Here is a 23,666-nt window from a genome sequence, read left to right as displayed (position 1 = left end):
CCGTCAGGAGACGGGCGTCAGGTACATGCCGGAGGACCCGGTGCCGGCCGTGTTGCGGCAGGAGAAGTTCCCGCTGGGCTGGGCGTGGATCAGCGTCAGGCAGCGGCCGAGCGCCGACTGGCCGTAGTGGTTGGGGTGCACGTTCTCCTGGATCGGTCCCTGCGTCTGGTTCTGGTCGATCCAGCGCACCCACTCGCTGGTCGCGGCTGAGGCCGGCACCGTCGCGCTGACCTGCTTGCTGGCCTTCGCGCAGACCTCACGGCCCTGCAGCATGTCCCGCAGATCCATGAACTGCACGCCCTTGGCCGCGGCGACCCCCTTGAGGCGGTCGGCGACCTGCGGGACGAGCGAGTCCCTGGCCCAGTCGGAGTCCAGGTTCCAGAACGGGCAGCCACCGGTGTTGGTGCGGCTCCAGCCGCTCTCTCCGTAGCGGTTGTCCGCGGCGCGCGGGATGGGGGAGGGGTACGACTGGAGCACGATCCGGTACGAGGAGGCGGCGTACCCGGCGCCGGACATCACCGCCCGGATCTCGTCCACGGACTTGGCGACGCCCGCCATCGCGGTGTCGATCCGCGCGTCGACCTCCTCCTGCTGGTCGTCGTGGCAGTACGAGTACCAGACGATGTAGTCGGTCGCGCAGCTCCGGATGATGTCGGCGAAGCCGAGGTCGTTGCCGCCGATGGACAGCACGATCGTCCTGACGTCGTGGGAGGCCGCGACCGCGGCGAGCTGGTCGGCCTGCGGAGCCTCGCCCTTGAAGGCCCTGCCGCCGTTCGACGCCCGGAAGACGTTCTCCGTCGTGGCGCCGGAGCAGGCCAGGTTGATCAGCGCGGAGGCGATCCCGGAGGCGCCCTTCACCTCGGCCCCGTCGGAACGGTGACAGCCGTTGGCGGCCGTGGAGCCGTACACCCGGGAGGGGTCGTACCCGCTGCCCGTCCAGGCCCGGTCGGTCCCGTTGCGGCTGCCGCTCGTGGTGAGGCTGTTGCCCTGCCAGCGCCCCGCCTCCCCGGAGATGTAGCTGTCGCCCATCGAGACGACGGCGGTGGGTCCGGAACCCGAACTCGCGGCGGCCGGGGAGGTGCCGCCGGCGGTCACCAGGCCGGTGACGGCCAGTGCGGCGGCGAGAACCGCGCGCACGGCACGGTGAGGGGAGAGGCGGGGGGTGGGCATGGCTGCGCTCCTGCGTCCTTGCAGTGGAGTGAGGGACAGCCGCCGGCCGGTGGCAAGGCGGAATCTGGCACGCCATGGCTTGTTACCGCTAGGTAGCTGCGGATCTCGGTTGCGTCACATGCCCTGTGAAACGCACTGGAGCGAAAATGGCCCCGCCCCCGGTGCTGTGCGTTCACCGGGGGCGGGGCCTGTTCGTGAGGTGACCGGAGCTGGTGCTCGGCCGCTGTGCGGGCGGTCGGGCGGTGGGTCAGCCGGTCAGCTGGTCGTACGCCGGGAGGGTCAGGAAGTCGGCGTAGTCGGCGTCGAGGGAGACGTGCAGCAGCAGGTCGTGGGCCTGCTGCCACTTGCCGGCCGCGAAGGACTCCTCGCCGATCTCCTCGCGGATCGCGGCCAGCTCCTCCGCCGCGACCTTGCGGGCCAGCTCGGGGGTCGCCTTCTCGCCGTTCTCGAAGACCACGCCCGCGTTGATCCACTGCCAGATCTGCGAGCGCGAGATCTCGGCGGTGGCCGCGTCCTCCATCAGGTTGAAGATGGCGACGGCGCCGAGGCCGCGCAGCCACGCCTCGATGTAGCGGGTGCCGACCTGGACGGCGTTGCGCAGGCCCTCGTACGTCGGCTTCGCGTCGAGGGAGTCGATGGCGATCAGGTCGCCGGGCGCCACCGAGACGTCCTCGCGCAGCCGGTCCTTCTGGTTCGGCCTGTCGCCGAGCACAGCGTCGAAGGAGGCCATGGCGATCGGGACCAGGTCCGGGTGGGCGACCCAGGAGCCGTCGAAGCCGTCGCCGGCCTCGCGGTCCTTGTCCGCCTTGACCTTCTCGAAGGCGACCTTGTTGACCTCGGCGTCCTTGCGCGACGGGATGAAGGCCGCCATGCCGCCGATCGCGTGCGCGCCGCGCTTGTGGCAGGTGCGGACGAGGAGTTCGGTGTAGGCCCGCATGAACGGGGCCGTCATGGTGACCGCGTTGCGGTCCGGCAGGACGAACTTCTGCCCGCCGTCACGGAAGTTCTTGACGATGGAGAAGAGGTAGTCCCAGCGGCCCGCGTTGAGGCCCGCCGCGTGCTCGCGGAGCTCGTAGAGGATCTCCTCCATCTCGTACGCGGCCGTGATGGTCTCGATCAGGACGGTGGCGCGGACGGTGCCCCGCGGGATGCCGACGTACTCCTGGGCGTAGACGAAGATGTCGTTCCAGAGGCGGGCCTCCAGGTGCGACTCCGTCTTCGGGAGGTAGAAGTACGGGCCCTTGCCGAGATCGATCAGTCGCTGGGCGTTGTGGAAGAAGTACAGCCCGAAGTCGACGAGCGCGCCGGGAACCGGGCGGCCCTCGAAGGTCAGGTGGCGCTCCTCCAGGTGCCAGCCACGCGGTCGCATGACGACGGTGGCCAGCTCGTCGGCCGCCTTGAGGGCGTACGACTTGCCCGACTTCGGGTCGGTGAAGTCGATGTTCCGGGTGTACGCGTCGATCAGGTTGACCTGGCCGAGGACCACGTTCTCCCAGGTGGGGGCCGAGGCGTCCTCGAAGTCGGCCAGCCAGACCTTGGCGCCCGAGTTCAGGGCGTTGATCGTCATCTTGCGGTCCGTCGGACCGGTGATCTCGACCCGGCGGTCGTCGAGCGCCGCCGGGGCCGGTGCGACGCGCCAGGAGTCGTCCGCGCGGATGGCGGCGGTCTCCGGGAGGAAGTCGAGGGTCGACGTGCGGGCGATCTCGGCGCGGCGCTCCGCCCGGCGGGCGAGGAGCTCGTCCCGGCGAGGCGTGAACCGCCGGTGCAGCTCCGCCACGAAGGCGAGGGCCGCGTCGGTCAGCACCTCCTCCTGCCGCGGCAGGGGCTCGGCTTCGACGACGGCCAGGGGGGACGGCGCTGGTGCGGACATGAACTGTCACTTCCTTCAGCGGGCTTCACGGTCGGTGCCTTGCGGCCGCCGGGCGTCGCGGATCGGCACGGAGTGCCGCAGGCGCCGAGATACGACCGCGAGCGCCGTCAGAGGATCAGGCGCTTCTGAACAGTGGATACTAGTTTCCTCATGGTGGAAGTTCAATCGTTTGTTGATATCGAGATTCTTCGGATCGACAGAAGGTGGCGCACAGTGCCACGTTCTTCACTCCAGGTGGGCCAGATCCGCCTCCGTGTCGATGTCGTAGGGCTCGGCCACATCCGAGCAGTCCACGAGCGTGATCGCATCCCGGTGCGCCTTCAGATAGTCACGTGCCCCCTGGTCGCCGACCGCACCCGCCGTGATGCCCGCCCAGCGGTCCGCGCCGAACAGCACCGGATGCCCCCGCTCGCCCTCGTAGGAGGCCGCGGCGAGGGATGCGCGGGAGCGGTACGCCGACCGGACCCGCGCCACCGCCTCGGCGCCGATCCCGGGCTGGTCGACCAGCGAGACGAGCGCGGCGTCCACCGGCAGCGCCTCGGCTGCCAGCGAGGCCAGACCGACCCGCAGCGACGAGCCCATGCCCTCGGCCCACTCGGGGTTGTCCACCAGCACGCAGCCCGGCAGCTGCGCCCGCTCCCGTACGCGATCGGCCGAGGCGCCCAGGACCACGTGGACCACCTCGCAGCCCCCCTCCCGCAGCACCCGCACCGCGTGTTCGACCAGCGGGCGGCCACGATGGGTCAGGAGGGCCTTGGGGCGGCCGCCGAGGCGCCGCCCGCCCCCCGCGGCCAGCAGGAGACCGGCGACCTGCGGGACGGAGTCGGTTGTCTGTGTCATGAGGACTGCATACCCCATGCGCCCCCGTGCGCCGGGCGTGCACACGGACGCCTGAATTACGTCCATGGAGTGGCGCACCCGGCGCGCGATGGCGTTAACTGGCTCGCGACTCCGGGCGCCTGACCATCGTTCGACGGGTCCGGTCGGTGTGGGGAGTTCGCCGCACAGTGTCGTGCGAGGGGGAGAACTTTGTTGCGAAGCGTTGGGCAGAGGCGTGTGAGGACCGGCAGCGGCGAGGACCCGAGGGTGGCTGAGCTGCGCGCCGCCGTCTCCCGGCTCCGTCGCGAACTGGCGGGCCACCCGGTCGAGTTCGCCGACCGGGGCATCGCCGAGGACGAACTCGCCGCGCTGGACGCGATGGCCGCCGGCGGAGTCCCCGAGGTACGGCGCCTGCGCCGCTCCCTGCTGCTGATCGCCGGTTCGATCGGTTCCGTCAGCGCCCTGTCGAACGGCCTCACGAGCGTCCGCCGGGCCGTCGAGCTCTTCGGAGAGCCCCCGCACGAGCTTCGCTGACGTCGTCGCGCCCGACGGGCCGGGCCGCGGCTTGCGGGGCGGCGGCGACTGTCCCATAGTCCGAGGTATGGACGCGCGCGAGGCGGCGCTCCGTCAGGCGTACGACCATGCCGTCCGCTGGCTGGCCAGCCTGTCCGACCGCCCCGTCCCCGCCCGCGCTTCGGTCGACGAGATCGTGCGCGCGCTCGGTGCCGCGCTGCCCGACGGCCCCAGCACCCCCGCCGAGGTCGTCGACCTGCTGGCCACGGCCTGTGAACCGGGGCTCACCGCCTTCCCCAGCGGCCGCTTCTACGGATTCGTGGTCGGCGGCGGCGAACCGGCCGCACTGGCCACGGACTGGCTGGTCAGCGCCTGGGACCAGAACGCCGTGATGCGCACCGTGTCCCCCGCGTACGCGGCCGCGGAGGAGATCGCCGCAGCGTGGCTGCTCGACCTGCTCGGGCTGCCCGAGGGCGCCGCCGTCGGCTTCACCACCGGCGCCACGATGGCGAACTTCACCTGTCTCGCCGCCGCGCGCGACGAGGTGGTGCGGCGCGTCGGCGGGGACGTCGCCCGCGAGGGGCTCGCGGGCGGCCCGGCCGTGCGGGTCGTCGCCGGCGCGCACCGCCACATGGCCATCGACCTGGCGCTGCGCTATCTGGGCCTCGGGAGGCCCGAACCGGTGGCGGCGGACGAGCAGGGCCGGATCAGGCCCGAAGCCCTCCGGGCCACCCTGGCGGCCGGCGGGCGGAGCCCCACGCTGGTGGTCCTGCAGGCCGGGGACATCCACTCCGGAGCCTTCGATCCCTTCGACGAGGCGATCCGGGCGGCGCGCGAGGTGGACGCCTGGGTGCACGTCGACGGCGCCTTCGGACTCTGGGCCGCCGCCTCCCCGCGGTACGCGCACCTGACGGCGGGCTGCGAGTCGGCCGACTCCTGGGCGACCGACGCCCACAAGACCCTGAACGTGCCCTACGACTGCGGTCTCGCGATCGTGCGGGATTCCTCGGCGCTGCGGGCGGCCATGGGCCTGCGGGGCGACTACCTCATCCAGCACGCGCTCGGTGACCCCGTCGACAAGGTCCCCGAGCTCTCCCGGCGCGGCAGGGCCTTCCCGGTCTGGGCCGCCCTCAGATCGCTGGGCCGGTCAGGGGTGGCCGACCTCGTCGAGCGGCTGTGCCGGCACGCCTCCGCGTTCGCCACCGGCATCGCCGGCATCGAGGGCGCCACCGTCCTCAACGACGTGGTGTTCACCCAGGTCTGCGCCGACTTCGGCGACGACGCCCGCACGGAACGCGTGCTGGCCCGGCTGCTCGCCGACGGTACGACATGGATCAGCGGCTCCACCTGGCACGGCCGCCGGGTCATGCGCATCTCGGTCAGCAACTGGTCCACGACCGACGACGACGTGACACGCGCCCTCGACGCGGTCCGGCGCGCGGCCGCGGAGGAGTGACCCCGACCGGCGCCGCACCGCGCGAGCCCTCCCCGGGCGCCCAGGTTCCTGCGCCGGGCCCTCGTCCCCGGGCGCCCAGGTTCCGCGCCGGGCCCAGGTTCCCGCGCCGGGCCCACGTCCCCGGCGGCCCGGGGCCCCGGAGGCCGCGCCCGGCGGGATCGTCGACCGTCGGGAGCCTCGCCCGTCGGCCCGCGTCCCGTCGCGGCTAGCGCCTGATCAGACGGCGCGCCGTCGCCGTGGCCACCGCCGCCGTACGGGAGTCGACGCCGAGCTTCGCGAAGATGTGCACCAGGTGGGACTTCACCGTCGCCTGGCTGAGGAACAGCGCCTTGCTGATCTGCTGGTTCGACAGGCCCTCGCCCACCAGCTGGAGCACCTCCAGCTCCCGCTTCGTCAGCGCCTCCGCCGGCGTCCGCATCCGGTCCATCAGCCGGTGCGCCACCGCGGGCGCCAGCGCCGACTGACCCGCGGCCGCCGTACGGACCGCCGCCGCCAGCTCCTCCGGCGGCGCGTCCTTCAGCAGATAGCCGGAGGCGCCCGCCTCGACCGCCGCCAGGATGTCCGCGTCGGTGTCGTACGTGGTCAGGACCAGCACCCGCGGCCCGCCCGCCCGGGCGGTGATCGCCGCCGTGGCCTCCGAGCCGTGCATCCCGGCCCCGAACTGCAGGTCCATCAGCACCACGTCCACCCCGCCGGCCGCCGCCAGCTCCACGGCCCGCTCGGCGGTCGCCGCCTCGCCGACCACGGAGAAGCCCGGCTCCGTGTCCAGCACCGCGCGCAGCCCGGCACGGACCACCGGGTGGTCGTCGGCCAGCAACAGACGAATCGTCATGTCGACACTCCAGCGGGAAGGGGGAGGGAGACGGCGACGGCGGTGCCTTGTCCGGGCGCCGACTCCACCGTGAACGTGCCACCGAGCGACTCCGCCCGCGACCGCATCGCCGGCAGCCCGAATCCGCCCTCAGGGGAGGGCGCGAGCAGCGCCGGGTCGAAGCCCTTGCCGTCGTCGACCACGTCCAGCGTCACCGAGGAGTCCATGAAGGACAGCGTGACCTCCGCGCGAGCGGCCGAGGCGTGCCGCACCGTGTTGGCGAACGCCGACTGCGCGATGCGCAGCAGCGCCACCTCGTACGGGGTCGGCAGCTCCACCGGCGTCCCGCTGAGCGTGAAGCGCGCCCGCAGCGGCGCCCCCGGGCTCGGCTCGCACAGCCTCTCCAGCGCCGCGGCCAGCGAGCCGCGCTCCAGATCCGGCGGCGACAGCGCCCGGACGAACCGTCGCGCCTCCGCGAGGTTGTCCTGCGCCGCCCGCCGCGCCCGCTCGATGTGCCCGGCGGCGGGCGAGCCGTCCGGCAGGGCCCGCTCGGCGGCCCGCAGCAGCAGCTGGATCGACGAGAGGCCCTGCGCCAGGGTGTCGTGGATCTCGCGGGCGAGGCGCTCGCGCTCCGCCAGCGTGCCCGCGTGACGCTCGGCCGCCGCCAGCTCGGCCCGCGTCTCGATGAGCTCCTCCACCATCCGCCGTCGCCGCTCGCTCTCCCGGTACAGCGCCTGGTAGCCGAGCACCGTCGCCACCGCCACCGCCGCGCCGAGCAGCGGCCCGATGAAGACACCGGGGTTGAGCTGGGCGCCGTGCCGCACGTACGAGAGGATCGCCGCCACCGCCGTCAGTCCGACGGCCGGCAGCGCCCATCGCGTCGGCAGCAGGTGAAGCTGGAGGAAGTACAGCGGGAACGCCACCCACAGGCCGTCGGGGGTGGTCCACAGCAGCGCAAGCCAGGACGCGCACAGCGCCGCCAGCCACAGCGCGGCGGCCCGCTGGGAGTCCCGTACGGACGGCAGGGCCGAGCCCGCCGCGTACACCGCTCCGGTCAGGACCGCGAGCACCACGCCCGCTCCCGAGTCCGCGCGGACGGCCGCCAGCGCGAGCAGGCCCGCCATCAGCAGATGCAGACAGAGGCGCAGCGCGCGCAGGGCGGGGGTGAGGGAACGCGGGTCCATGATCTGTCCAGCGTAGGCGGGCGCGGACAATCCGGACTCAACCGAAAGTTTGATTGCGGAGCCATCCGTGGCGCGATGCCGCGGGCCGCCGGCCGCCGCAAAGCTTGGTCCCATGTTCGTGGCATGGAGAGACCTGCGCTTCGCCAAGGGGCGATTCACCCTGATGGGCACGGTGATCGTGCTCATCACCCTGCTCGTCGGGCTGTTGTCCGGGCTGACCTCCGGGTTGGCCCGGGAGAACATCTCGGCGATCACGGGACTGCCCGCGGACCGGCTGTCCTTCGCGGCCCCGCCCTCCGGCCAGTCGGTCTCCTTCACCAATTCGACGGTGACGGAGAGCGAGTGGCGGCGGTGGGCGCAGAGGCCCGGTGTGACCAGCGCGCAGCCGCTCGGCATCCGTACGCTCAACGCCGCCGCCGGGGACCGTACGGCGGCGGTCTCCGCCTTCGGCACGGAACCGTCGGCCGGTCTCGCACCGGAGAGCCGGAAGCTCGGGCCGGGCCGGGTCGTCCTGTCCGAGTCCGCCGCAGAGGAGCTCGGTGTCGCGGTGGGCGGGGCGGTCCGCGTCGGTCCGCTGGAGGCCACCGTCGCGGCCGTGGCGGGCGACGCCTCGTACAGCCACACACCGGTCGTCTGGACCTCGCTGGACGACTGGCAGCGGCTGGGCCACAACGGCACCACGCCCGAGGAGCAGGCCACGGTGATCGCGCTGAGCCTCGCCGGGGGCGCGGACCTCGAAGCGGGTGACGCGGCGCTCGGCACCGAGTCCCGGACGATCGACGAGGCGCTGACCGCCATAGGGTCCTACCAGGCGGAGAACGGCTCGCTCCAGATGATGCGCGGCTTCCTCTTCGTCATCTCCGCGCTGGTCATAGGGGCCTTCTTCACCGTCTGGACCATCCAGCGCAGCGGGGACGTGGCCGTGCTGAAGGCGCTCGGCGCCTCGACCCCGTACCTGCTCAAGGACGCGCTGGGGCAGGCGGTGCTGATGCTCACCGCGGGCACGCTGCTCGGCACCGGCCTCGCGGTCGGCGCGGGCACGCTGATCAGCGGCGGCGACGTGCCCTTCGTGTTGGAACCGCTGACCGTGCTCGGCCCCGCCGCCGTGATGATCGTGCTCGGCGTCCTCGGCGCCGCCCTGTCCATCCGGCGGATCACCGCCGTCGACCCGCTGACCGCGCTCGGGAGCGCCCGATGACCCTGTTGCTCGAAGACGTGACCCTGACGTACCCGGACGGCGAGGGACGGCTCACCGCCCTCGACTCGGTCTCCCTGGAGGTCCCGGCCGGCCGCATGACCGCGGTCGTCGGTCCCTCGGGCTCCGGAAAGTCCAGCCTGCTGGCGGTCGCCGCGACGCTCGTGACCCCGGACCGGGGCCGGGTGGTCGTGGCCGGGACGGAGACGGGTCGGCTGGACGCGGCGGGGCGGGCGGCGCTGCGGCGCGAGCGGGTCGGGATCGTCTTCCAGCAGCCGAATCTGCTGGGGTCGCTGACGGCGGTGGAGCAGTTGCAGGTGATGGCACACCTGTCGGGAGCCAGGCCGAAGGCGGTACGGGAGAGGGCCCTGGGCCTCCTGGACGCGGTCGGCCTCGTGGACCTGGCGGGGCGCCGCCCGCATCAGCTCTCGGGTGGCCAGCGGCAGCGCGTCAACATCGCGCGGGCGCTGATGAACGAACCGTCCGTGCTGCTGGTCGACGAGCCGACGAGCGCGCTGGATCACGAGCGGGGGGCGGACGTCGTCGCCCTGCTGGCGACGTTGACGCGGGAGCGGGCGACGGCGACGGTGCTGGTGACGCACGACCACACGCATCTGGCGTCTGCGGACGGGACGGTGCTGGTCCAGGACGGACGGGTGGCGGAGCGGACGCCGGTCTGAGGCGACGGGACGCCCGCTCCCGTCGTCCACCCGGAGCGGAAGAACGCCTGTCCGCGACCACCCCGGGTGGTCGCGGACAGGCGTTCTTCCGTGGAGAGCCCGCCCCGACGGGGCCGGGCGCCTGCCCGTGCCTCGCCCCGGACGTCGCTACGCGCCGCCGTTGGTCGCCGACGTGTTCGCCAGCGCCGTCGAGAGTTCCTGGGCGACCTCCTGGAGGATCGGGACGATCTTCTCCGTCGCGGCCTCCGTCACACGTCCCGCCGGGCCCGAGATCGAGATCGCGGCCGCGGTGGGGGAGTTGGGGACCGACACCGCGAGGCAGCGGACTCCTATCTCCTGCTCGTTGTCGTCGACCGCGTACCCCGCGTCCCGGACCAGCGCGAGCGCGTCCAGGAAGCCCTCGGGCGTGGTGATGGTCTTCTCGGTGGCGGCCGGCATCCCCGTACGGGAGAGCAGCGCGCGCACCTCCTCCGCCGGGGTGTAGGCGAGGAGCGCCTTGCCCACGCCGGTGGAGTGCGGCAGCACGCGTCGGCCGACCTCGGTGAACATGCGCATCGAGTGCTTGGACGGCACCTGGGCGACGTACACGATCTCGTCGCCGTCGAGCAGGGCCATGTTCGCGGTCTCGCCCGTCTCCTCGACGAGCCGCGCGAGGTACGGGCGCGCCCAGGTGCCGAGCAGCCGGGACGCGGACTCGCCCAGGCGGATCAGCCGGGGGCCGAGGGCGTACCGGCGGTTGGGCTGCTGGCGTACGTAACCGCAGGCCACGAGCGTGCGCATCAGCCGGTGGATGGTGGGCAGCGGGAGTCCGCTGCTGGCGGAGAGTTCACTCAGCCCGACCTCGCCGCCCGCGTCGGCCATCCGCTCCAGGAGATCGAAGGCACGCTCGAGCGACTGGACGCCACCGCTCGCGGCGGCGGGCTTGGCGGCGTCGGTGGTGCTGGCGCTGGACGTCGGCACGTCAAGGTCCTTTCGGGGCAGGCGGGCAAGGCAGCAGCCTACCGGGCCGTGCGTTGGGACACACGGTCCCGGTCCGGGTGTACGGGCCGGTCAGGGGGTGTTTGTCCGGTGTCTGCGGCTGCCCGGCGACATCGGCCTCGTCCCCGCCTGTACGGAGCTACGTTCTACTGTACGAAATTCGCATTCCACTTCATGGAAACCTCCAAGTGGGCCACGCTGCGGGCGGCGGCGACGGGGCCATGCTGGAAGTGTGCCCTTGACGACATGTCGTCCCGAGTGAAGACTCCTTCAACAGTTCGTTGAAATTCTGCTGGAAAGGGGTACGGGTGGACGTCAACCTGGTACTGCGCTCGACACGCGTCATCACCCCCGAGGGGACGGGGCCCGCGTCGATCGCCGTCTCCGGCGGGACCATCGCCGCCGTGCTGCCGTACGACGCCGAGGTCCCGGAGGGCGCTCGGCTGGAGGACGTCGGCGACGACGTCGTCCTGCCCGGGCTCGTCGACACCCACGTGCATGTGAACGACCCCGGCCGCACCGAGTGGGAGGGCTTCTGGACCGCCACCCGCGCCGCGGCCGCCGGTGGCATCACCACCCTCCTCGACATGCCGCTCAACTCGCTCCCCCCGACCACCACGGTGGAGCACCTCCGGATCAAGCAGGACGTCGCCCGCACCAAGGCGCACATCGACGTCGGCTTCTGGGGCGGCGCGCTGCCGGACAACGTCAAGGACCTGCGCCCCCTGCACGACGCCGGTGTCTTCGGCTTCAAGTGCTTCCTGTCGCCGTCCGGCGTCGACGAGTTCCCGCAGCTCGACCAGGAGCAGCTGGCGACCTCCCTCGCCGAGATCGCCGGCTTCGACGGCCTCATGATCGTGCACGCCGAGGACCCCCATCACCTGGAGGCCGCCCCGCAGAAGGCGGGCGAGAAGTACGCCGACTTCCTCGCCTCCCGGCCCCGTGACGCCGAGAACACGGCGATCGAGAACCTGATCAACCAGGCCCGCCGCCTCAACGCCCGCGTGCACGTCCTGCACCTCTCCTCGTCGGACGCGCTCCCGTTGATCGCCGCCGCCAGGGCCGAGGGCGTCAAGCTCACCGTCGAGACCTGCCCGCACTTCCTCACCCTCACCGCCGAGGAGGTCCCGGACGGCGCGACCGAGTTCAAGTGCTGCCCCCCGATCCGCGAGGCATCCAACCAGGACGCCCTCTGGAGCGGCCTCGCCGACGGGACGATCGACTGCATCGTCTCCGACCACTCGCCCTCCACGGCCGATCTGAAGACCCCCGACTTCGCCTCCGCCTGGGGCGGCATCTCCTCCCTCCAGCTCGGCCTGCCCGCCATCTGGACCGAGGCCCGCCGTCGCGGCCACAGCCTGGAGGACGTCGTCCGCTGGATGTCCACGGGGCCGGCTCGTCTCGCCGGACTGGAGAGGAAGGGCGCGATCGAGGCCGGCCGGGACGCCGACTTCGCCGTCATCGACCCCGACGCGACCTTCACCGTCGACCCGGCCGAACTCCAGCACCGCAACCGCGTCACCGCCTACGCGGGCAAGACCCTGCACGGCGTGGTCACCTCCACCTGGCTGCGAGGCCGGCGGATCGTCGACCACGGCACCCTCACCGAGCCCTCCGGCAGCCTCCTCGAAAGGAACAACTGACGTGTCCGCCATACCCAGCTTCACCGGCGACGCCAGCCCCTACGGCGGCGGTGACCCGTACGCCGACTACCGCACGGCGGACTTCTCCTTCACGCAGTACGCGGACCTCGCCGACCGCCGGCTCGGCGCCGGTGTGATCGCCGCCAACGACGAGTTCTTCGCCGAGCGCGAGAACATGCTCAAGCCCGAGGCCGCGGAGTTCGACCCCGAGCACTTCGGGCACAAGGGCAAGATCATGGACGGCTGGGAGACCCGCCGCCGCCGTGGCGTCTCCGCCCAGCAGCCCCACCCGACCGAGGACGACCACGACTGGGCGCTCGTACGCCTCGGTGCCCCCGGCGTCGTACGCGGCATCGTCGTGGACACCGCGCACTTCCGCGGCAACTACCCGCAGGCCGTCTCGGTGGAAGCCACGTCCGTCGCCGGCTCGCCGTCGCCCGAGGAACTCCTCGCGGACGACGTGAAGTGGACGACGCTCGTCCCGCGCACCGCCATCGGCGGCCACGCCGCCAACGGCTTCGCCGTCGACGTCGAGCAGCGCTTCACCCACCTCCGGGTCAACCAGCACCCCGACGGCGGCATCGCCCGCCTCCGCGTGTACGGAGAGGTCGCCCCGGACCCCAAGTGGCTCGGCGTCCTCGGCACCTTCGACCTCGCCGCGCTCGAGAACGGCGGCCAGGTCGAGGACGCGTCCGACCGCTTCTACTCCCCGGCGACCAACACCATCCAGCCGGGCCGCTCCCGCAAGATGGACGACGGCTGGGAGACGCGCCGCCGCCGCGACAAGGGCAACGACTGGATCCGCTACAGCCTGGTCGCCGAGTCCGAGATCCGCGCGGTCGAGATCGACACCGCGTACCTCAAGGGCAACAGCGCGGGCTGGGCGGCCCTCTCGGTGGCCGCCGAGGGCTCCGAGGACTGGACCGAGATCCTCCCCCGGACCCGCCTCCAGCCCGACACCAACCACCGCTTCGTGCTGGACACGCCGGCGGTCGGCTCCCGGATCCGGATCGACATCTACCCCGACGGCGGCATCTCCCGCCTCCGCCTCTTCGGTTCGCTCACCGACGAGGGCTCGGCGCGCCTGACGGCCCGCCACCAGGAACTGGGCGGGTAACGACACCCCGCCCGGCCCGCGAGGGCGCACCGGCCGACAGCACCGGCGCGCCCTCGCGCACAACCCTCCTTCTTTCGGGCTCGGTTCGCCTCCGGGCGCTGGAGCCGGGCTCACGGCCCCGACCGTGCTCGACCCGCTCGCCGGCGCCCGTGTCTGCCCTACGCCGCGTGGCCGCCGTCCACCGAGAACTCCGCACCCGTCACGTACGCCGCCCCCGGGCCCGCCAGGAACGCCACCGTCGCGGCGACCTCGGCCGCCGTGCCGAAGCGGCCCAGCGCCGTCAGGGACGCCTGGTCCGCCGCGTACGGCCCGTCCGCCGGGTTCATGTCGGTGTCGACCGGGCCCGGGTGGACGATGTTCGCCGTGATGCCGCGGCCGCCCAGCTCTCGCGCCAGCGCCTTGTTCAGCCCGATCAGCGCCGACTTGCTCATCGCGTAGAGCGTGCCGCCGGGCCCGGGGACGCGCGTCGTCATGCACGAGCCGATCGTGATGATCCGTCCGCCCCTGTCCATCCGCGCGGCCGCCGCCTGCGCGGCGAGGAAGGCGCCCCGTACGTTCACGGCGAGCACCCGGTCGACATCGGCCAGGGCCAGCGACTCCAGCGGGGCGACCACGCCCACCCCGGCGTTGTTGACCAGGACGTCGAGCCGGCCGAGGGCGTCCGCCGCCCACTCCACGGCCCCCGCCGCGTCCCCGGCGTCCGAGGCGTCGGCCCGCAGCGGCAGCGCCTTGCGCCCGGCCGCCTCGATCCGCGCCGCGACCTCCCGCGCCCGTTCCTCGCCCGCGACATAGGTGAAGGCGACGTCCGCGCCCTCCTCGGCCAGCCGCAGTGCCGTGGCGGCACCGATCCCGCGGCTGCCGCCCGTCACCAGGACCGCCTTGCCGTCCATGCCGTTCATGCCGTTCATCGTGGACATCCCGAAACCTCCTGAAAAAGCACTGAGTGGTTGCGAGTTCAATCAAAGGTGTCGGGCCGTTCCGATGCTGGCGGCAATCGGACACCGAGGCTCCGTCGCCCACCGATGACTTTCGCCGAGCGGTGGAGTCGAAGCTTGTGAGACACGATGGACCGGGGGATCCCGGCAGAAGCGAAAGGGCAGCACCATGGGCACGCTCTCCCTCACCCAGTTCGTGACGATCGACGGCGTCTACCAGGCACCGGGAGGGCCCGAAGAGGACCCCAGCGGCGGCTTCGAGCACGGCGGATGGTCCGTCCCCTACGGCGACGAGGACTTCGGCGCCTTCATGGACGAGGTCTTCCGGCGTCCGGCCGCCTTCCTGCTCGGCCGCCGCACGTACGACATCTTCGCGAGCTACTGGCCGAAGCAGACCGACCCCGACAACCCCGTCGCCACGAAGCTCAACGCCCTCCCCAAGTACGTCGCCTCCACCACCCTCACGACGGCCGACTGGGCCGGCACCACCGTCCTCGGTGGCGACGTGGTCAAGGAGGTCGCCGCCCTCAAGGACCGCGTCGACGGCGAGCTGCAGATGCACGGCAGCGGGGGTCTCGCCAAGACCCTGCTGGCCGCCGACCTCATCGACACGCTCCATCTGCTCGTCTTCCCCGTCGTCCTCGGTACGGGCCTGAACCTCTTCGACGGCGCCCGGCCCACCGCCTTCCGCAATGTCGGGACCAGGACCACCGGCTCGGGCATCGCCATCAGCACCTACGAGCTGGCGGGCCGTCCCGAGTACGGGAGCTACGCCTAGCGGAAACGTGTAGCCGCCAACCGCTTCTCCGGGTACGGTGATCGTCCCGCGTGCGAGCCACCGAAGTCTCCACCCCGTACGACGAGTTGGAGCAGGCCCGCGATGACGTCGATTGCCGCTTCCGTACCCCTTCGTACCCCGCGCCGCGCCTGGCTCACCGACCTCCCGGTGCTGCTCGTCGCCGTCGTCTGGGGTGCCAGCTACCTCGCCGCCAAGGGCATCACCACGACCCACACGGTCGTCGCCGTCCTCGTCCTGCGCTTCGCCGTGGTCCTGCCCGCCCTCGTCGTCGCCTGCCGGCGCGGGCTGCGGGCGCTGACCCCCGGTCAGTGGCGCGGCGCCGGCCTCCTCGGTCTGATCCTCAGCGGGATCTTCCTCCTGGAGACCTACGGAGTCGTCCACACCTCGGCCACCAACGCGGGTCTGATCATCAGCCTCACCATGATCCTCACGCCCCTCGCCGAGGCCGCCGTCACCAGAACCCGGCCGCCTCGCGCCTTCCTGGCCGCCGCCGGGCTCTCGGTGGCGGGAGTGGTGCTGCTGACCCAGGGCGGAGGCTTCACCACCCCCTCCCTCGGCGACCTGCTGATGCTGTTCGCCGCCCTCGCCCGGACCGTGCACGTGCTGGCCATGTCCCGCTTCAAGGCGGCCGAGGGCGCCGACTCGCTCTCCCTGACCACCGTCCAACTGGGCTCCGCCGTCCTCGTCTTCGCCCTGCTCGCCGCCGTCCCCGGCACCGGCGCGTCGCCCTGGTCGGTGGCGCTCGACTTCGGCCCGCGGGAATGGGCCGGGCTGCTCTTCCTCTCCGTCTTCTGCACCCTCTTCGCCTTCTTCGTGCAGATGTGGGCCGTCCGCCGCACCTCTCCCTCGCGGGTCAGCCTCCTGCTCGGCACCGAGCCCCTGTGGGCCGCGGCCGCCGGCATCGCGATCGCCGGGGACCGTCCGGGCATGCTCGGCGTCGCGGGCGCGGCCCTGGTCCTCGCGGGCACGAGCTGGGGCCGCCGGGCCGCCGGTGAGAGCGGCCGGTAGGTTCTGACGCCATGCGTTCACTCTCGTACGACATAGAGTTCCGCGCCCGCGCACGGCGCACCCAGGGCTGGGGGCTCGGGCTGCTGGCCGTCGCCGGACTGATGTGGATCTGGCTGGCCGTCCTGATCTTCTCGCCGTACGAAGCCGAAGGGGGCAACTACAGCAGGGACTGCGTCTCCCGCTGGAGCAGCGAGAACCTGCACAACAGCGACAGCAGGTGCGTCAACGAACGGGACTGGCCCGAACTCCTCGCCGTCCTCGGCGGCTCGGTCCCCGCTGCCGTCGTCGGCAGCGTCCTCTACACCAGCGGTTCGGTCTCCCACCGCATGGCCGAGCATCTCGCCGAGGTCACCCGGCTCAACGAGGCGAGCGCCTGACCCCGGGCGGGTGCCCGGCCGTCCCCCGCCGACCACGGGGGAGCCGGCCGGGTCAGGGGCGTTCGGAGAACTGCAGCATCCCGCCGACGGCGAAGCACACGGCTCCCGTGAGGGTGCCCCAGTTCGCGATGTCGGCGTTCACCAGGCTGCCGGTCGCGGGCCGGGTGAAGGCGGCCAGTGCCGACACCATGAAGAGGACCGACCCGAGCTGGTTGATCGCGACGATCCACCAGGCGAGGTCGTGCGCGCGCACCCGTGGCCTGCCGTGGCAGACCTCCACCAGGGCGAGGTGTCCCGAGACCAGGAAGAGGGTGCACCCCACCATGTCGGGGGCCCACACGAGCCGGTTCAGCTGCTGCACCGAGAGTCCCTGGAGCAGGGAACTCAGCAGATTGACACCGAAGACGAGCGTGCCGGCGAACAGCAGGAAGGCGCTCAGCCAGTCGATCCGGGCCGGTTCGTAGCGCCACCACGACCAGGGCCGCGCGGTGAGCCTGCCCGCCTCGCCGTCCCGGCGGGGCGTGTTGACGCACTGGAGGAGCGAGGCGTACCCGCCGGTGTTGAAGAAGAGGCCACCGGTGAAGTAGATCCAGGCGCTCGTCACGTCACCGGGGCCGAACTGCGCGAGCCCGGCCCCGAGGGCGAACAGCGTGCCGCCGACCGTGAACGCCCCCGCGGCGACGGCGTTCAGCCGGCGCATACGGGCGACGGCCACCGCGTCCGCCCGCCGGGCGCGCGCCGCCGCCTCACCCGCGGCCCGTACGGTCAGCCGCGCTCGCTTCCGTGCCAGGCGGGACTCCCAGACCGCGGTGCCCCCCTCCCGGGGGCGCCACGTGAGCCGGGTCGTGAACGGTCCCGCGCCCTCGGCGTGCTCCTCGGCTCTGCCCACCAGCCGACTGTATCCCGCAGGCGACAAAAGGCGCCTTCCGGGCGCACGTCAGGGGGTGTCCTGTCGGCCGGGCGGGGCTCGCGGGACACCCCTAGGTCAGCACGTTGACGGCGCGGGCGACGACGAGGCCGAGGATGAGCAGGGAGACGAGCGACTGCAGCGCCATGGTCATCTTGGCCCAGGGGGCCAGCGGCATGACGTCCGTCGGACTGAAGGCGGTCGCGTTGGTGAGGCCGAGATAGAAGTAGTCGACGAAGCGCGGGCGCCAGCCGGGGGCGCTCAGCTCGGGACTGAGCTGCTGGGGGAAGGCGAGCGCGGGAGCCGAGGGCATGTGGTGGGCGCGGGCCGCCGCGCCACCGCAGTCGAGTTCGAAGTACAGCAGGGCGAAGGCGAGGACCGTACCCGCCCACACGGTCCCGCCGGTCTGCAGCAGACTCGCCGCGGAGGCGGTCTCCTTCCCGCCGTGGATGATGTCGTCCGTCAGCTGGACGGTCGACCAGACCGCGCCGAGCGCCAGGACGCCGACCAGAGCGATCGACACGGCGCGCAGGACGGTCGAGCGGCGGTCGATCCGGCCGGGGTCACCCGCGATCAGCGCGAGCAGGAGGAGCCCCTCCACGCTGGGGAGCACCCAGACGGGGGCCAGCCGCAGATCATCCGGCAGGAGCAGGGTCAGCGTCATGGCTGCCACGACGGCGGTCGCCATCGGCCAGCGGGCCTCGCCGACGACGTCGTCCGGCCGCGGCGGCCCCGCCGGGGGATCGTTGGCGTGCTCTCGGCTCACGTCGGCAGCCCCCTGTCGGTGTCGGCACCAGCCCACTACACCTCGCCCGGTCGCGCAGCGCCCGGCATCCGTCCGGGTCAACGGGCCGACCGGAACGGCGGACGCCTCAGGTGCGCCGCCTGGTGTCGGCGATCATGACGATCGCGAAGCCGAGCACCGCGATGGCGATGTTGGTGATGATCTCCCGGCCCTGGAGGAACGAGACGTTCTCCGTCAGGAACCGGGTGAACCCCATGAACGGGAACCAGCCGGTCAGCTCACGCAGCACCCCCGCGATGCCGCCGATCAGCACCACACCGCCCACGAACTCCAGAATCCTCTTCATGCGCCGATCCTGGCGCCGCTCTCCGCACCGCCGCGTCGGCCGGTGGGACACGGCGGGTGCTACCGAAGTCTCGTACCGCGCGACTTTGGTAGCCATCGGCCGTCCACACCCGCCCACGCGCCCCTGACGTGCGTACTTTGGTTCGTATGACACGTACGGACCGCTACGCCTGGCTGCTTCCCTCGGCCATGGCCGACCCTCCGGCCGACGCCCCGGCGGGCCGGCGACCGCGCCGCACCGTACGCGACTGGGTCGTCGACACCACGCTCTTCCTCCTCGCCGTCCTCTTCGGCCTGATCGCCGCCGACGCCACCGAACAGTTCAACAGCGAAGCCGTCGCCCTGGCCGACCAGATCGTCGGCGCCGCCGCCTGCTGCGCCCTCTGGCTGCGCCGCCGGTGGCCCGTGGCCCTGGCGGTCGGGCTGGCCCTCGTCAGCGTCGTCGCCCCCCTCGCCGGCGGCGCGTTCCTCGCAGCCCTGTTCAGCCTCGCCGTCCGGCGCCCCTTCCGCCAGGTCGCCTGGGTCGGCGCCCTCTCCGTCGCCGGCACCACCGCCCAGGTCTTCGTACGCCCGGACCCCTCCACCGGGACCGTTCCCGGGATCCTCATCGGCTTCGTCCTGGTCCTCCTCGTGACCGCCTGGGGGATGCTCGTACGGTCCCGGCGCCAGCTCGTCGAGGCCCTGCGCGAACGTGCCCGGCGGGCCGAGGCCGAGGCCGAACTGCGGGCCGAGCAGGCCCAGCGGCTCGCCCGCGAGGCCATCGCCCGCGAGATGCACGACGTCCTCGCCCACCGGCTCACGCTCCTCAGCGTGCACGCGGGTGCGCTGGAGTTCCGGCCCGACGCCCCGCCCGAGCAGGTCGCCCGTGCCGCCGGGGTCATTAGGGACAGCGCCCACGAGGCGCTCCAGGACCTGCGGCAGATCATCGGCGTCCTGCGGGCCCCCGGGGAGGGCGGGGAGGGCGACCGTCCCCAGCCCACGCTCGCCACCCTCGACGCGCTGGTCGCCGAGTCCCGCGAGGCCGGCACCAAGGTCGTCCTCGACACCACGATCGACGACCCGGACGCGGTCCCCGCCTCCACCGGCCGCACCGTCTACCGGATCGCGCAGGAGGGCCTCACCAACGCCCGCAAGCACGCCCCCGGCACCGAGGTCACCCTCACCGTGCGCGGCCGGCCCGGCGACGGCCTGACCGTCGACGTCCACAACCCGGCCCCCACCGGACCCGTCCCGCACGTCCCCGGCTCCGGTCAGGGGCTCATCGGGCTCACCGAGCGCGCCACCCTCGCCGGCGGACGCCTGGACCACGGCCCGGCCCCCGGCGGCGGGTTCGCCCTGCATGCCTGGCTACCGTGGCCCTCATGACCATCCGTCTGCTCGTCGTCGACGACGACCCCCTGGTCCGCGCCGGCCTCACCTTCATGCTCGGCGGCGCCGACGACATCGAGATCGTCGGCGAGGGCGCCGACGGCCGGGACGTCCCCGAACTCGTCGCCCGCGTCGCCCCGGACGTCGTCCTCATGGACATCCGGATGCCGCACGTCGACGGGCTGACCGCGACCGAACTGCTGCGCGCCCACCCCGACGCCCCCGAGGTCGTCGTCCTCACCACCTTCCACGCCGACGAGCAGGTGCTGCGCGCCCTGCGCGCCGGCGCGGCGGGGTTCGTCCTCAAGGACACCCCGCCCGCCGAGATCGTCGCCGCCGTGCGCCGGGTCGCCTCCGGCGACCCCGTGCTCTCCCCGGCCGTCACCCGCCAGCTCATGAGCCATGTCAGCGGCCGGCCCGAGCAGCCGAGGAGCGCGACCGCGGCGGGCCGGATCGCCGAACTCGCCCAGCGGGAACGCGAGGTCGCCGTCGCCGTCGGCCGCGGGCAGTCCAACGCCGAGATCGCCGCCGCCCTTTACATGAGCGTGCCGACCGTCAAGACCCATGTCTCACGGATTCTCGCCAAACTCGGCCTCAACAACCGGGTCCAGATCGCGCTCCTCGTCCACGACGCCGGCCTCCTCGACGACGACAACGACAACGACGGCGCGTAGCGGGTGTCGTGCCCGTGAAAACAGGATGCCGGGAGACGCGTCGAGAAACGAGACTGGGCGCACCGACACCACCCCGCCCCGAAGGACATCACCGCCTGTGCAGGCCGCCGTCACCGTCACCCCCGCCCGCATCCCCGAACTGCTCCTCGGCCTCGCCACCGTGCGGCCCGTCTTCATCTGGGGGGCGCCCGGCATCGGGAAGTCCTCGCTCGTGCGGAAGTTCGCCGACTCGCTGGGCCTGGAGTGCGTCAGCCTCCTCGGTACCCAGCTCGCCCCCGAGGACCTGATCGGCGTACCGCAGATCCGCGACGGCAGGTCCGTCTTCTGCCCGCCCGAGGCCATCGCCCGCGACGAGCCGTACTGCCTCTTCCTCGACGAGCTCAACGCCGCGAGCCCGGACGTCCAGAAGGCCTTCTACTCGCTGATCCTCGACCGCCGGATCGGCTCCTACGAGCTTCCCGCGGGCTCCCTCGTCATCGGCGCGGGCAACCGCGCCACGGACAACGCGCTGGCCCGGCCCATCGCCTCCGCCCTGGTCAACCGGCTCACCCACGTGCACCTCCAGGCGTCCGCGCAGGACTGGCTGGTGTGGGCGGGCGAGCACGGGATCCACCCGTGGGTCACCGACTACCTCACCGACCGGCCCGACCACCTCTGGTCGCAGCCGCCCAAGACCGAGGAGCCCTTCTCCACCCCGCGCTCCTGGCACATGCTCTCCGACGCCCTGCACTCCTTCGGGGCGGAGCTGGACGAAGAGACGCTCAAGGTGGTCGCGCACGGCACCCTCACCCCCGCGCACGCCGTCTCCTTCTGCGGCTACGTCAAGATCGTCCGCCACACCTTCGGCATCGAGGCCATCCTCAAGGGCGACGCCACCTGGCCCGCCCGGCTCCAGGACCGCGATCTCCTCTACTACCTCGCCGAGGCGTTCCGGGGCCGCCTGCTCAAGGAGCTCCCGGCCCGGAAGGAGCACGTCTCACCCGCCCTGCGACAGGACACCCACCGCTTCAAGTCGCTGCTCGTCCAGCTCGCCGAGATCTCCGTCGAGGTGGCCCAGACCGTCATCGCCGACGACGCCGACGGCCTTCCCGTGCTGCCGGGTTGGTTCCTCATCGAGGCCGCCCGCGACATGCCCCGGCTGGTCGAGGCCCGCCGGTGAGCCGGAGCGGGAGGGGAGGGCCGCAGCGGGCCGCCACATCCGACCCGGCCACCCTCGCCTTCGCCGAGGGCCTCGCCCTGGTCAAGCGGAACCCGGCCCTCGCCGCCCTCGACGCCAAGCTGTGCCGCGAGGCAGGATGCCCGCGGTTCCCGGCCGAGGGGCTGGTCACCGTCACCTCCAACGGCGCCGTCCACGCCCATCCCACCCGACGGGCCGAACCGGGCGAATGGGCCTGGTCGATCGCCCACGCCCTCCTCCACCTCGGCTTCGGCCACGTCCCGGCCGCCAAGGACGAGGACCGGCCCCAGCCGGACCGCTTCGACCTCGCCGCCCGCTGCACGGTCGTCAACCGCTTCCTGCTGACCTTCCCCGTGGGCCGCGCCCCCGACCACCTGCCCGCCCAGTACCCCGGTGGCGACGAGGACGAGCTCGCCGCCCGCTGGCGCCGCGACGGCATTCCGGCCGCGTACGAGCACTGCGGCACCGCCGGCCGCGGCCCGGACCAGATCCTCGTCCCCTGGAAGCGGTGGGGCACCGGCGTCCCCGACTGGCAGACCGCCTTCGCCGGCGCCCTGACCCGCAGTGTCTCCGCCGCCATGGACGTGGCCGGCGGCCGTCGTGACCGGACCACCGGCGAACGCGTCGCCCAGCGCCCCTGGGACCGGGCCCTGAACTGGTTCGTCTCCTCGTACCCGCTGCTCGGCGGGCTCGCCGCCGGCCTGACCGTCGTCGCCGACGCCGAACTGGCCCGCGCCCAGGACATCGCCATCGCCGCCGTCAGCGCCACCGCCGGGGAGATCTACATCAACCCGCTGCGGACCTTCGACGACGACGCCTGGCGGTTCATCCTGGCCCACGAGATGCTCCATGCCGCCCTGCGCCACGGCGAGCGCCGCGGCCCCCGCGACCCGTACCTGCACAACGTCGCCGCCGACTACGTGGTCAACGACTGGCTGGTGGAGATGCGGATCGGCACCATGCCCGAGGGGCTGCTGCACGACCCGGCCCTGCGCGGCCTCTCCGTCGAGGAGGTGTACGACCGGATCGCCGGCGATCTGCGCCGGATGCGGCGCCTGGCCACCCTGCGCGGCAGGGGCGCGGGGGACATCCTGGGCGAGCCCCTCGCCCACGGCGCGGGGCGCCCGTACACGGATCTCGACGAGTTCTACCGGCGCGGCCTCGTCCAGGGATTCGACCTGCACCTGCGCGGCGGGCGCGGCACGCTGCCCGCCGGGCTCGTCCAGGAGATCCGGGCCCTCGCCCACCCGCCGGTGCCCTGGGACGCCCGGCTCGCCCGCTGGTTCGACGAGTACGTGCCGAGGCCGGAGGCCGTGCGGTCCTACGCACGCCCGGCGCGCCGCCAGGCATCCACCCCGGACATCCCGCGCGCGGGCCGGTACTTCCCGCCCGAGGAGACCGCCCGCTGCACCTTCGGCGTCGTCCTCGACACCTCCGGCTCGATGAACACGGCGCTGCTCGGCAAGGCCCTGGGCGCGATCGCCTCGTACGCCGAGGCCCGCGACGTACCGGCCGCGCGCGTCGTCTTCTGCGACGCGGCGCCGTACGACGCGGGCTTCGTGCCGCCGGCCGAGATCGCGGGGCGGGTCCGGGTCCGCGGCCGTGGCGGCACCGAACTCCAGCCCGGCATCGACCTGCTCCAGCGGGCCGAGGACTTCCCGCCCGAGGCGCCGCTGCTGGTGATCACCGACGGCTGGTGCGACACCCTGCGCATCCGGCGCGAACACGCCTTCCTGATCCCCGAGGGGGCCTCCCTCCCCTTCACCCCCAGGGGGCCGGTCTTCCGACTGGCGTGACCGGCGAGCGCCCGGCCGCCGACACGGACGGCCGGCCTCCCCCGGCGCCTTCTTCCCGATCTTGCCGGGCTCGCGGCGTGATCCGAGGGGAAACGACCT

Annotated in this window: 23 protein-coding genes; 13 read left to right on the top strand and 10 right to left on the bottom strand. The window is 72.8% G+C overall.

Features of this window, described 5'->3' with window-relative positions; genetic code table 11:
- Positions 1-3 precede the first annotated feature (3 nt).
- The 3 genes from AB0D99_RS11070 to AB0D99_RS11060 all read right to left on the bottom strand — a co-directional run bounded on the left by AB0D99_RS11070 (position 4) and on the right by AB0D99_RS11060 (position 3,880).
- The gene (locus AB0D99_RS11070) at positions 4-1,170 is read right to left on the bottom strand and encodes a GDSL-type esterase/lipase family protein (RefSeq protein WP_362358941.1); all 1,167 of its coding nucleotides are present in this window, start codon (positions 1,168-1,170) and stop codon (positions 4-6) included.
- A gap of 247 nt (positions 1,171-1,417) precedes the next feature.
- The gene (aceB, locus tag AB0D99_RS11065; RefSeq protein ID WP_362358939.1) at positions 1,418-3,040 is read right to left on the bottom strand and encodes a malate synthase A; all 1,623 of its coding nucleotides are present in this window, start codon (positions 3,038-3,040) and stop codon (positions 1,418-1,420) included.
- A 225-nt stretch (positions 3,041-3,265) separates the two neighbouring features.
- The gene (locus tag AB0D99_RS11060) at positions 3,266-3,880 is read right to left on the bottom strand and encodes a nucleotidyltransferase family protein (protein WP_362358937.1); all 615 of its coding nucleotides are present in this window, start codon (positions 3,878-3,880) and stop codon (positions 3,266-3,268) included.
- A gap of 189 nt (positions 3,881-4,069) precedes the next feature.
- On the opposite strand from AB0D99_RS11060, the gene AB0D99_RS11055 reads away from it, so the two are divergent.
- Together AB0D99_RS11055 and AB0D99_RS11050 are read left to right on the top strand one after the other, a co-directional pair.
- Positions 4,070-4,393 carry a DUF5955 family protein gene (locus AB0D99_RS11055; RefSeq protein ID WP_362358935.1) on the top strand — a complete coding sequence of 108 codons (324 nt, stop codon included), beginning with the start codon at positions 4,070-4,072 and terminating at the stop codon, positions 4,391-4,393.
- Positions 4,394-4,460: 67 nt separating this feature from the next.
- Complete coding sequence (locus tag AB0D99_RS11050; protein ID WP_362358933.1) at positions 4,461-5,828, top strand: pyridoxal-dependent decarboxylase; 1,368 nt, start codon at positions 4,461-4,463, stop codon at positions 5,826-5,828.
- Between the two features lie 205 nt (positions 5,829-6,033).
- Here AB0D99_RS11050 and AB0D99_RS11045 read toward each other — a convergent pair whose 3' ends face one another.
- A complete protein-coding gene (locus AB0D99_RS11045) occupies positions 6,034-6,660 on the bottom strand; it encodes a response regulator transcription factor (RefSeq protein WP_362358931.1) in 627 nt (208 codons plus the stop codon).
- Positions 6,657-7,823 (bottom strand): sensor histidine kinase, encoded by a 1,167-nt coding sequence (locus tag AB0D99_RS11040; protein WP_362358929.1) that lies wholly within the window; start codon positions 7,821-7,823, stop codon positions 6,657-6,659. The genes AB0D99_RS11045 and AB0D99_RS11040 overlap by 4 nt, the downstream gene beginning before the upstream one ends.
- 112 nt (positions 7,824-7,935) lie before the next feature.
- Here AB0D99_RS11040 and AB0D99_RS11035 point away from each other — a divergent pair, with 112 nt between their 5' ends.
- Together AB0D99_RS11035 and AB0D99_RS11030 are read left to right on the top strand one after the other, a co-directional pair.
- Entirely contained in the window at positions 7,936-9,021 is a 1,086-nt protein-coding gene (locus AB0D99_RS11035) for an FtsX-like permease family protein (RefSeq protein WP_362358927.1), read from the top strand.
- Entirely contained in the window at positions 9,018-9,698 is a 681-nt protein-coding gene (locus AB0D99_RS11030; RefSeq protein ID WP_362358925.1) for an ABC transporter ATP-binding protein, read from the top strand. Before AB0D99_RS11035 ends, AB0D99_RS11030 begins: the two co-directional genes overlap by 4 nt.
- Before the next feature lie 147 nt (positions 9,699-9,845).
- Here AB0D99_RS11030 and AB0D99_RS11025 read toward each other — a convergent pair whose 3' ends face one another.
- A complete protein-coding gene (locus tag AB0D99_RS11025; protein WP_362358923.1) occupies positions 9,846-10,658 on the bottom strand; it encodes an IclR family transcriptional regulator in 813 nt (270 codons plus the stop codon).
- Positions 10,659-10,984: 326 nt separating this feature from the next.
- Between AB0D99_RS11025 and allB the strand changes: the two genes are divergently transcribed.
- Positions 10,985-12,319 carry an allantoinase AllB gene (gene allB, locus AB0D99_RS11020; RefSeq protein ID WP_362358921.1) on the top strand — a complete coding sequence of 445 codons (1,335 nt, stop codon included), beginning with the start codon at positions 10,985-10,987 and terminating at the stop codon, positions 12,317-12,319.
- Between the two features lies 1 nt (position 12,320).
- Positions 12,321-13,436: an allantoicase gene (alc, locus tag AB0D99_RS11015; RefSeq protein ID WP_362358919.1), complete on the top strand. Its 1,116-nt coding sequence runs from the start codon at positions 12,321-12,323 to the stop codon at positions 13,434-13,436.
- A gap of 158 nt (positions 13,437-13,594) precedes the next feature.
- Here alc and AB0D99_RS11010 read toward each other — a convergent pair whose 3' ends face one another.
- Positions 13,595-14,353, bottom strand: a complete 759-nt coding sequence (locus AB0D99_RS11010) for an SDR family oxidoreductase (protein ID WP_362358917.1) — start codon at positions 14,351-14,353, stop codon at positions 13,595-13,597.
- 187 nt (positions 14,354-14,540) lie between these two features.
- On the opposite strand from AB0D99_RS11010, the gene AB0D99_RS11005 reads away from it, so the two are divergent.
- The 3 genes from AB0D99_RS11005 (at position 14,541) to AB0D99_RS10995 (ending at position 16,555) form a co-directional block, all read left to right on the top strand.
- Positions 14,541-15,149 (top strand): dihydrofolate reductase family protein, encoded by a 609-nt coding sequence (locus AB0D99_RS11005; protein WP_362358915.1) that lies wholly within the window; start codon positions 14,541-14,543, stop codon positions 15,147-15,149.
- 102 nt (positions 15,150-15,251) lie between these two features.
- The gene (locus AB0D99_RS11000) at positions 15,252-16,178 is read left to right on the top strand and encodes a DMT family transporter (RefSeq protein WP_362358913.1); all 927 of its coding nucleotides are present in this window, start codon (positions 15,252-15,254) and stop codon (positions 16,176-16,178) included.
- A gap of 11 nt (positions 16,179-16,189) precedes the next feature.
- Entirely contained in the window at positions 16,190-16,555 is a 366-nt protein-coding gene (locus AB0D99_RS10995) for a hypothetical protein (protein WP_362358911.1), read from the top strand.
- 52 nt (positions 16,556-16,607) lie between these two features.
- Here AB0D99_RS10995 and AB0D99_RS10990 read toward each other — a convergent pair whose 3' ends face one another.
- The 3 genes from AB0D99_RS10990 to AB0D99_RS10980 form a co-directional block, all read right to left on the bottom strand.
- On the bottom strand, positions 16,608-17,444 hold the full coding sequence (locus AB0D99_RS10990; RefSeq protein WP_362358909.1) for a hypothetical protein: 837 nt from the start codon (positions 17,442-17,444) through the stop codon (positions 16,608-16,610).
- A 91-nt stretch (positions 17,445-17,535) separates the two neighbouring features.
- Positions 17,536-18,228, bottom strand: coding sequence for a hypothetical protein (locus AB0D99_RS10985; RefSeq protein ID WP_362358907.1), 693 nt, complete (start codon positions 18,226-18,228; stop codon positions 17,536-17,538).
- Between the two features lie 106 nt (positions 18,229-18,334).
- The gene (locus AB0D99_RS10980; protein ID WP_362358905.1) at positions 18,335-18,553 is read right to left on the bottom strand and encodes a hypothetical protein; all 219 of its coding nucleotides are present in this window, start codon (positions 18,551-18,553) and stop codon (positions 18,335-18,337) included.
- A gap of 146 nt (positions 18,554-18,699) precedes the next feature.
- Here AB0D99_RS10980 and AB0D99_RS10975 point away from each other — a divergent pair, with 146 nt between their 5' ends.
- The 4 genes from AB0D99_RS10975 (at position 18,700) to AB0D99_RS10960 (ending at position 23,567) form a co-directional block, all read left to right on the top strand.
- A complete protein-coding gene (locus AB0D99_RS10975; protein WP_362358903.1) occupies positions 18,700-19,917 on the top strand; it encodes a histidine kinase in 1,218 nt (405 codons plus the stop codon).
- On the top strand, positions 19,914-20,594 hold the full coding sequence (locus tag AB0D99_RS10970) for a response regulator transcription factor (RefSeq protein ID WP_362358901.1): 681 nt from the start codon (positions 19,914-19,916) through the stop codon (positions 20,592-20,594). The genes AB0D99_RS10975 and AB0D99_RS10970 overlap by 4 nt, the downstream gene beginning before the upstream one ends.
- Before the next feature lie 97 nt (positions 20,595-20,691).
- On the top strand, positions 20,692-21,753 hold the full coding sequence (locus AB0D99_RS10965) for a MoxR family ATPase (RefSeq protein WP_362358899.1): 1,062 nt from the start codon (positions 20,692-20,694) through the stop codon (positions 21,751-21,753).
- Positions 21,750-23,567, top strand: a complete 1,818-nt coding sequence (locus AB0D99_RS10960; protein WP_362358897.1) for a hypothetical protein — start codon at positions 21,750-21,752, stop codon at positions 23,565-23,567. Before AB0D99_RS10965 ends, AB0D99_RS10960 begins: the two co-directional genes overlap by 4 nt.
- Positions 23,568-23,666: the final 99 nt, after the last annotated feature.

This window comes from Streptomyces sp. NPDC047971, assembly GCF_040653355.1.
In the GTDB taxonomy this organism is placed as follows: Bacteria; Actinomycetota; Actinomycetes; order Streptomycetales; family Streptomycetaceae; genus Streptomyces.
The sequence above is the reverse complement of the archived record's forward strand: the minus strand, read 5'-3'. Positions and strand labels throughout refer to the sequence as shown.

Excerpts from the sequence above, each read along its gene's own strand:
- AB0D99_RS11060 (WP_362358937.1), bottom strand. The coding sequence starts at position 3,880 with ATGACACAGACAACCGACTCCGTCCCGCAGGTCGCCGGTCTCCTGCTG.
- AB0D99_RS11050 (WP_362358933.1), top strand. The coding sequence starts at position 4,461 with ATGGACGCGCGCGAGGCGGCGCTCCGTCAGGCGTACGACCATGCCGTC.
- AB0D99_RS11030 (WP_362358925.1), top strand. The coding sequence starts at position 9,018 with ATGACCCTGTTGCTCGAAGACGTGACCCTGACGTACCCGGACGGCGAG.
- AB0D99_RS11010 (WP_362358917.1), bottom strand. The coding sequence starts at position 14,353 with ATGTCCACGATGAACGGCATGAACGGCATGGACGGCAAGGCGGTCCTG.
- AB0D99_RS11070 (WP_362358941.1), bottom strand. The coding sequence starts at position 1,170 with ATGCCCACCCCCCGCCTCTCCCCTCACCGTGCCGTGCGCGCGGTTCTC.
- AB0D99_RS10975 (WP_362358903.1), top strand. The coding sequence starts at position 18,700 with ATGACACGTACGGACCGCTACGCCTGGCTGCTTCCCTCGGCCATGGCC.
- AB0D99_RS10980 (WP_362358905.1), bottom strand. The coding sequence starts at position 18,553 with ATGAAGAGGATTCTGGAGTTCGTGGGCGGTGTGGTGCTGATCGGCGGC.
- AB0D99_RS11035 (WP_362358927.1), top strand. The coding sequence starts at position 7,936 with ATGTTCGTGGCATGGAGAGACCTGCGCTTCGCCAAGGGGCGATTCACC.
- AB0D99_RS11045 (WP_362358931.1), bottom strand. The coding sequence starts at position 6,660 with ATGACGATTCGTCTGTTGCTGGCCGACGACCACCCGGTGGTCCGTGCC.
- aceB (WP_362358939.1), bottom strand. The coding sequence starts at position 3,040 with ATGTCCGCACCAGCGCCGTCCCCCCTGGCCGTCGTCGAAGCCGAGCCC.
- AB0D99_RS11040 (WP_362358929.1), bottom strand. The coding sequence starts at position 7,823 with ATGGACCCGCGTTCCCTCACCCCCGCCCTGCGCGCGCTGCGCCTCTGT.
- AB0D99_RS11005 (WP_362358915.1), top strand. The coding sequence starts at position 14,541 with ATGGGCACGCTCTCCCTCACCCAGTTCGTGACGATCGACGGCGTCTAC.
- AB0D99_RS10995 (WP_362358911.1), top strand. The coding sequence starts at position 16,190 with ATGCGTTCACTCTCGTACGACATAGAGTTCCGCGCCCGCGCACGGCGC.
- AB0D99_RS10970 (WP_362358901.1), top strand. The coding sequence starts at position 19,914 with ATGACCATCCGTCTGCTCGTCGTCGACGACGACCCCCTGGTCCGCGCC.
- AB0D99_RS11000 (WP_362358913.1), top strand. The coding sequence starts at position 15,252 with ATGACGTCGATTGCCGCTTCCGTACCCCTTCGTACCCCGCGCCGCGCC.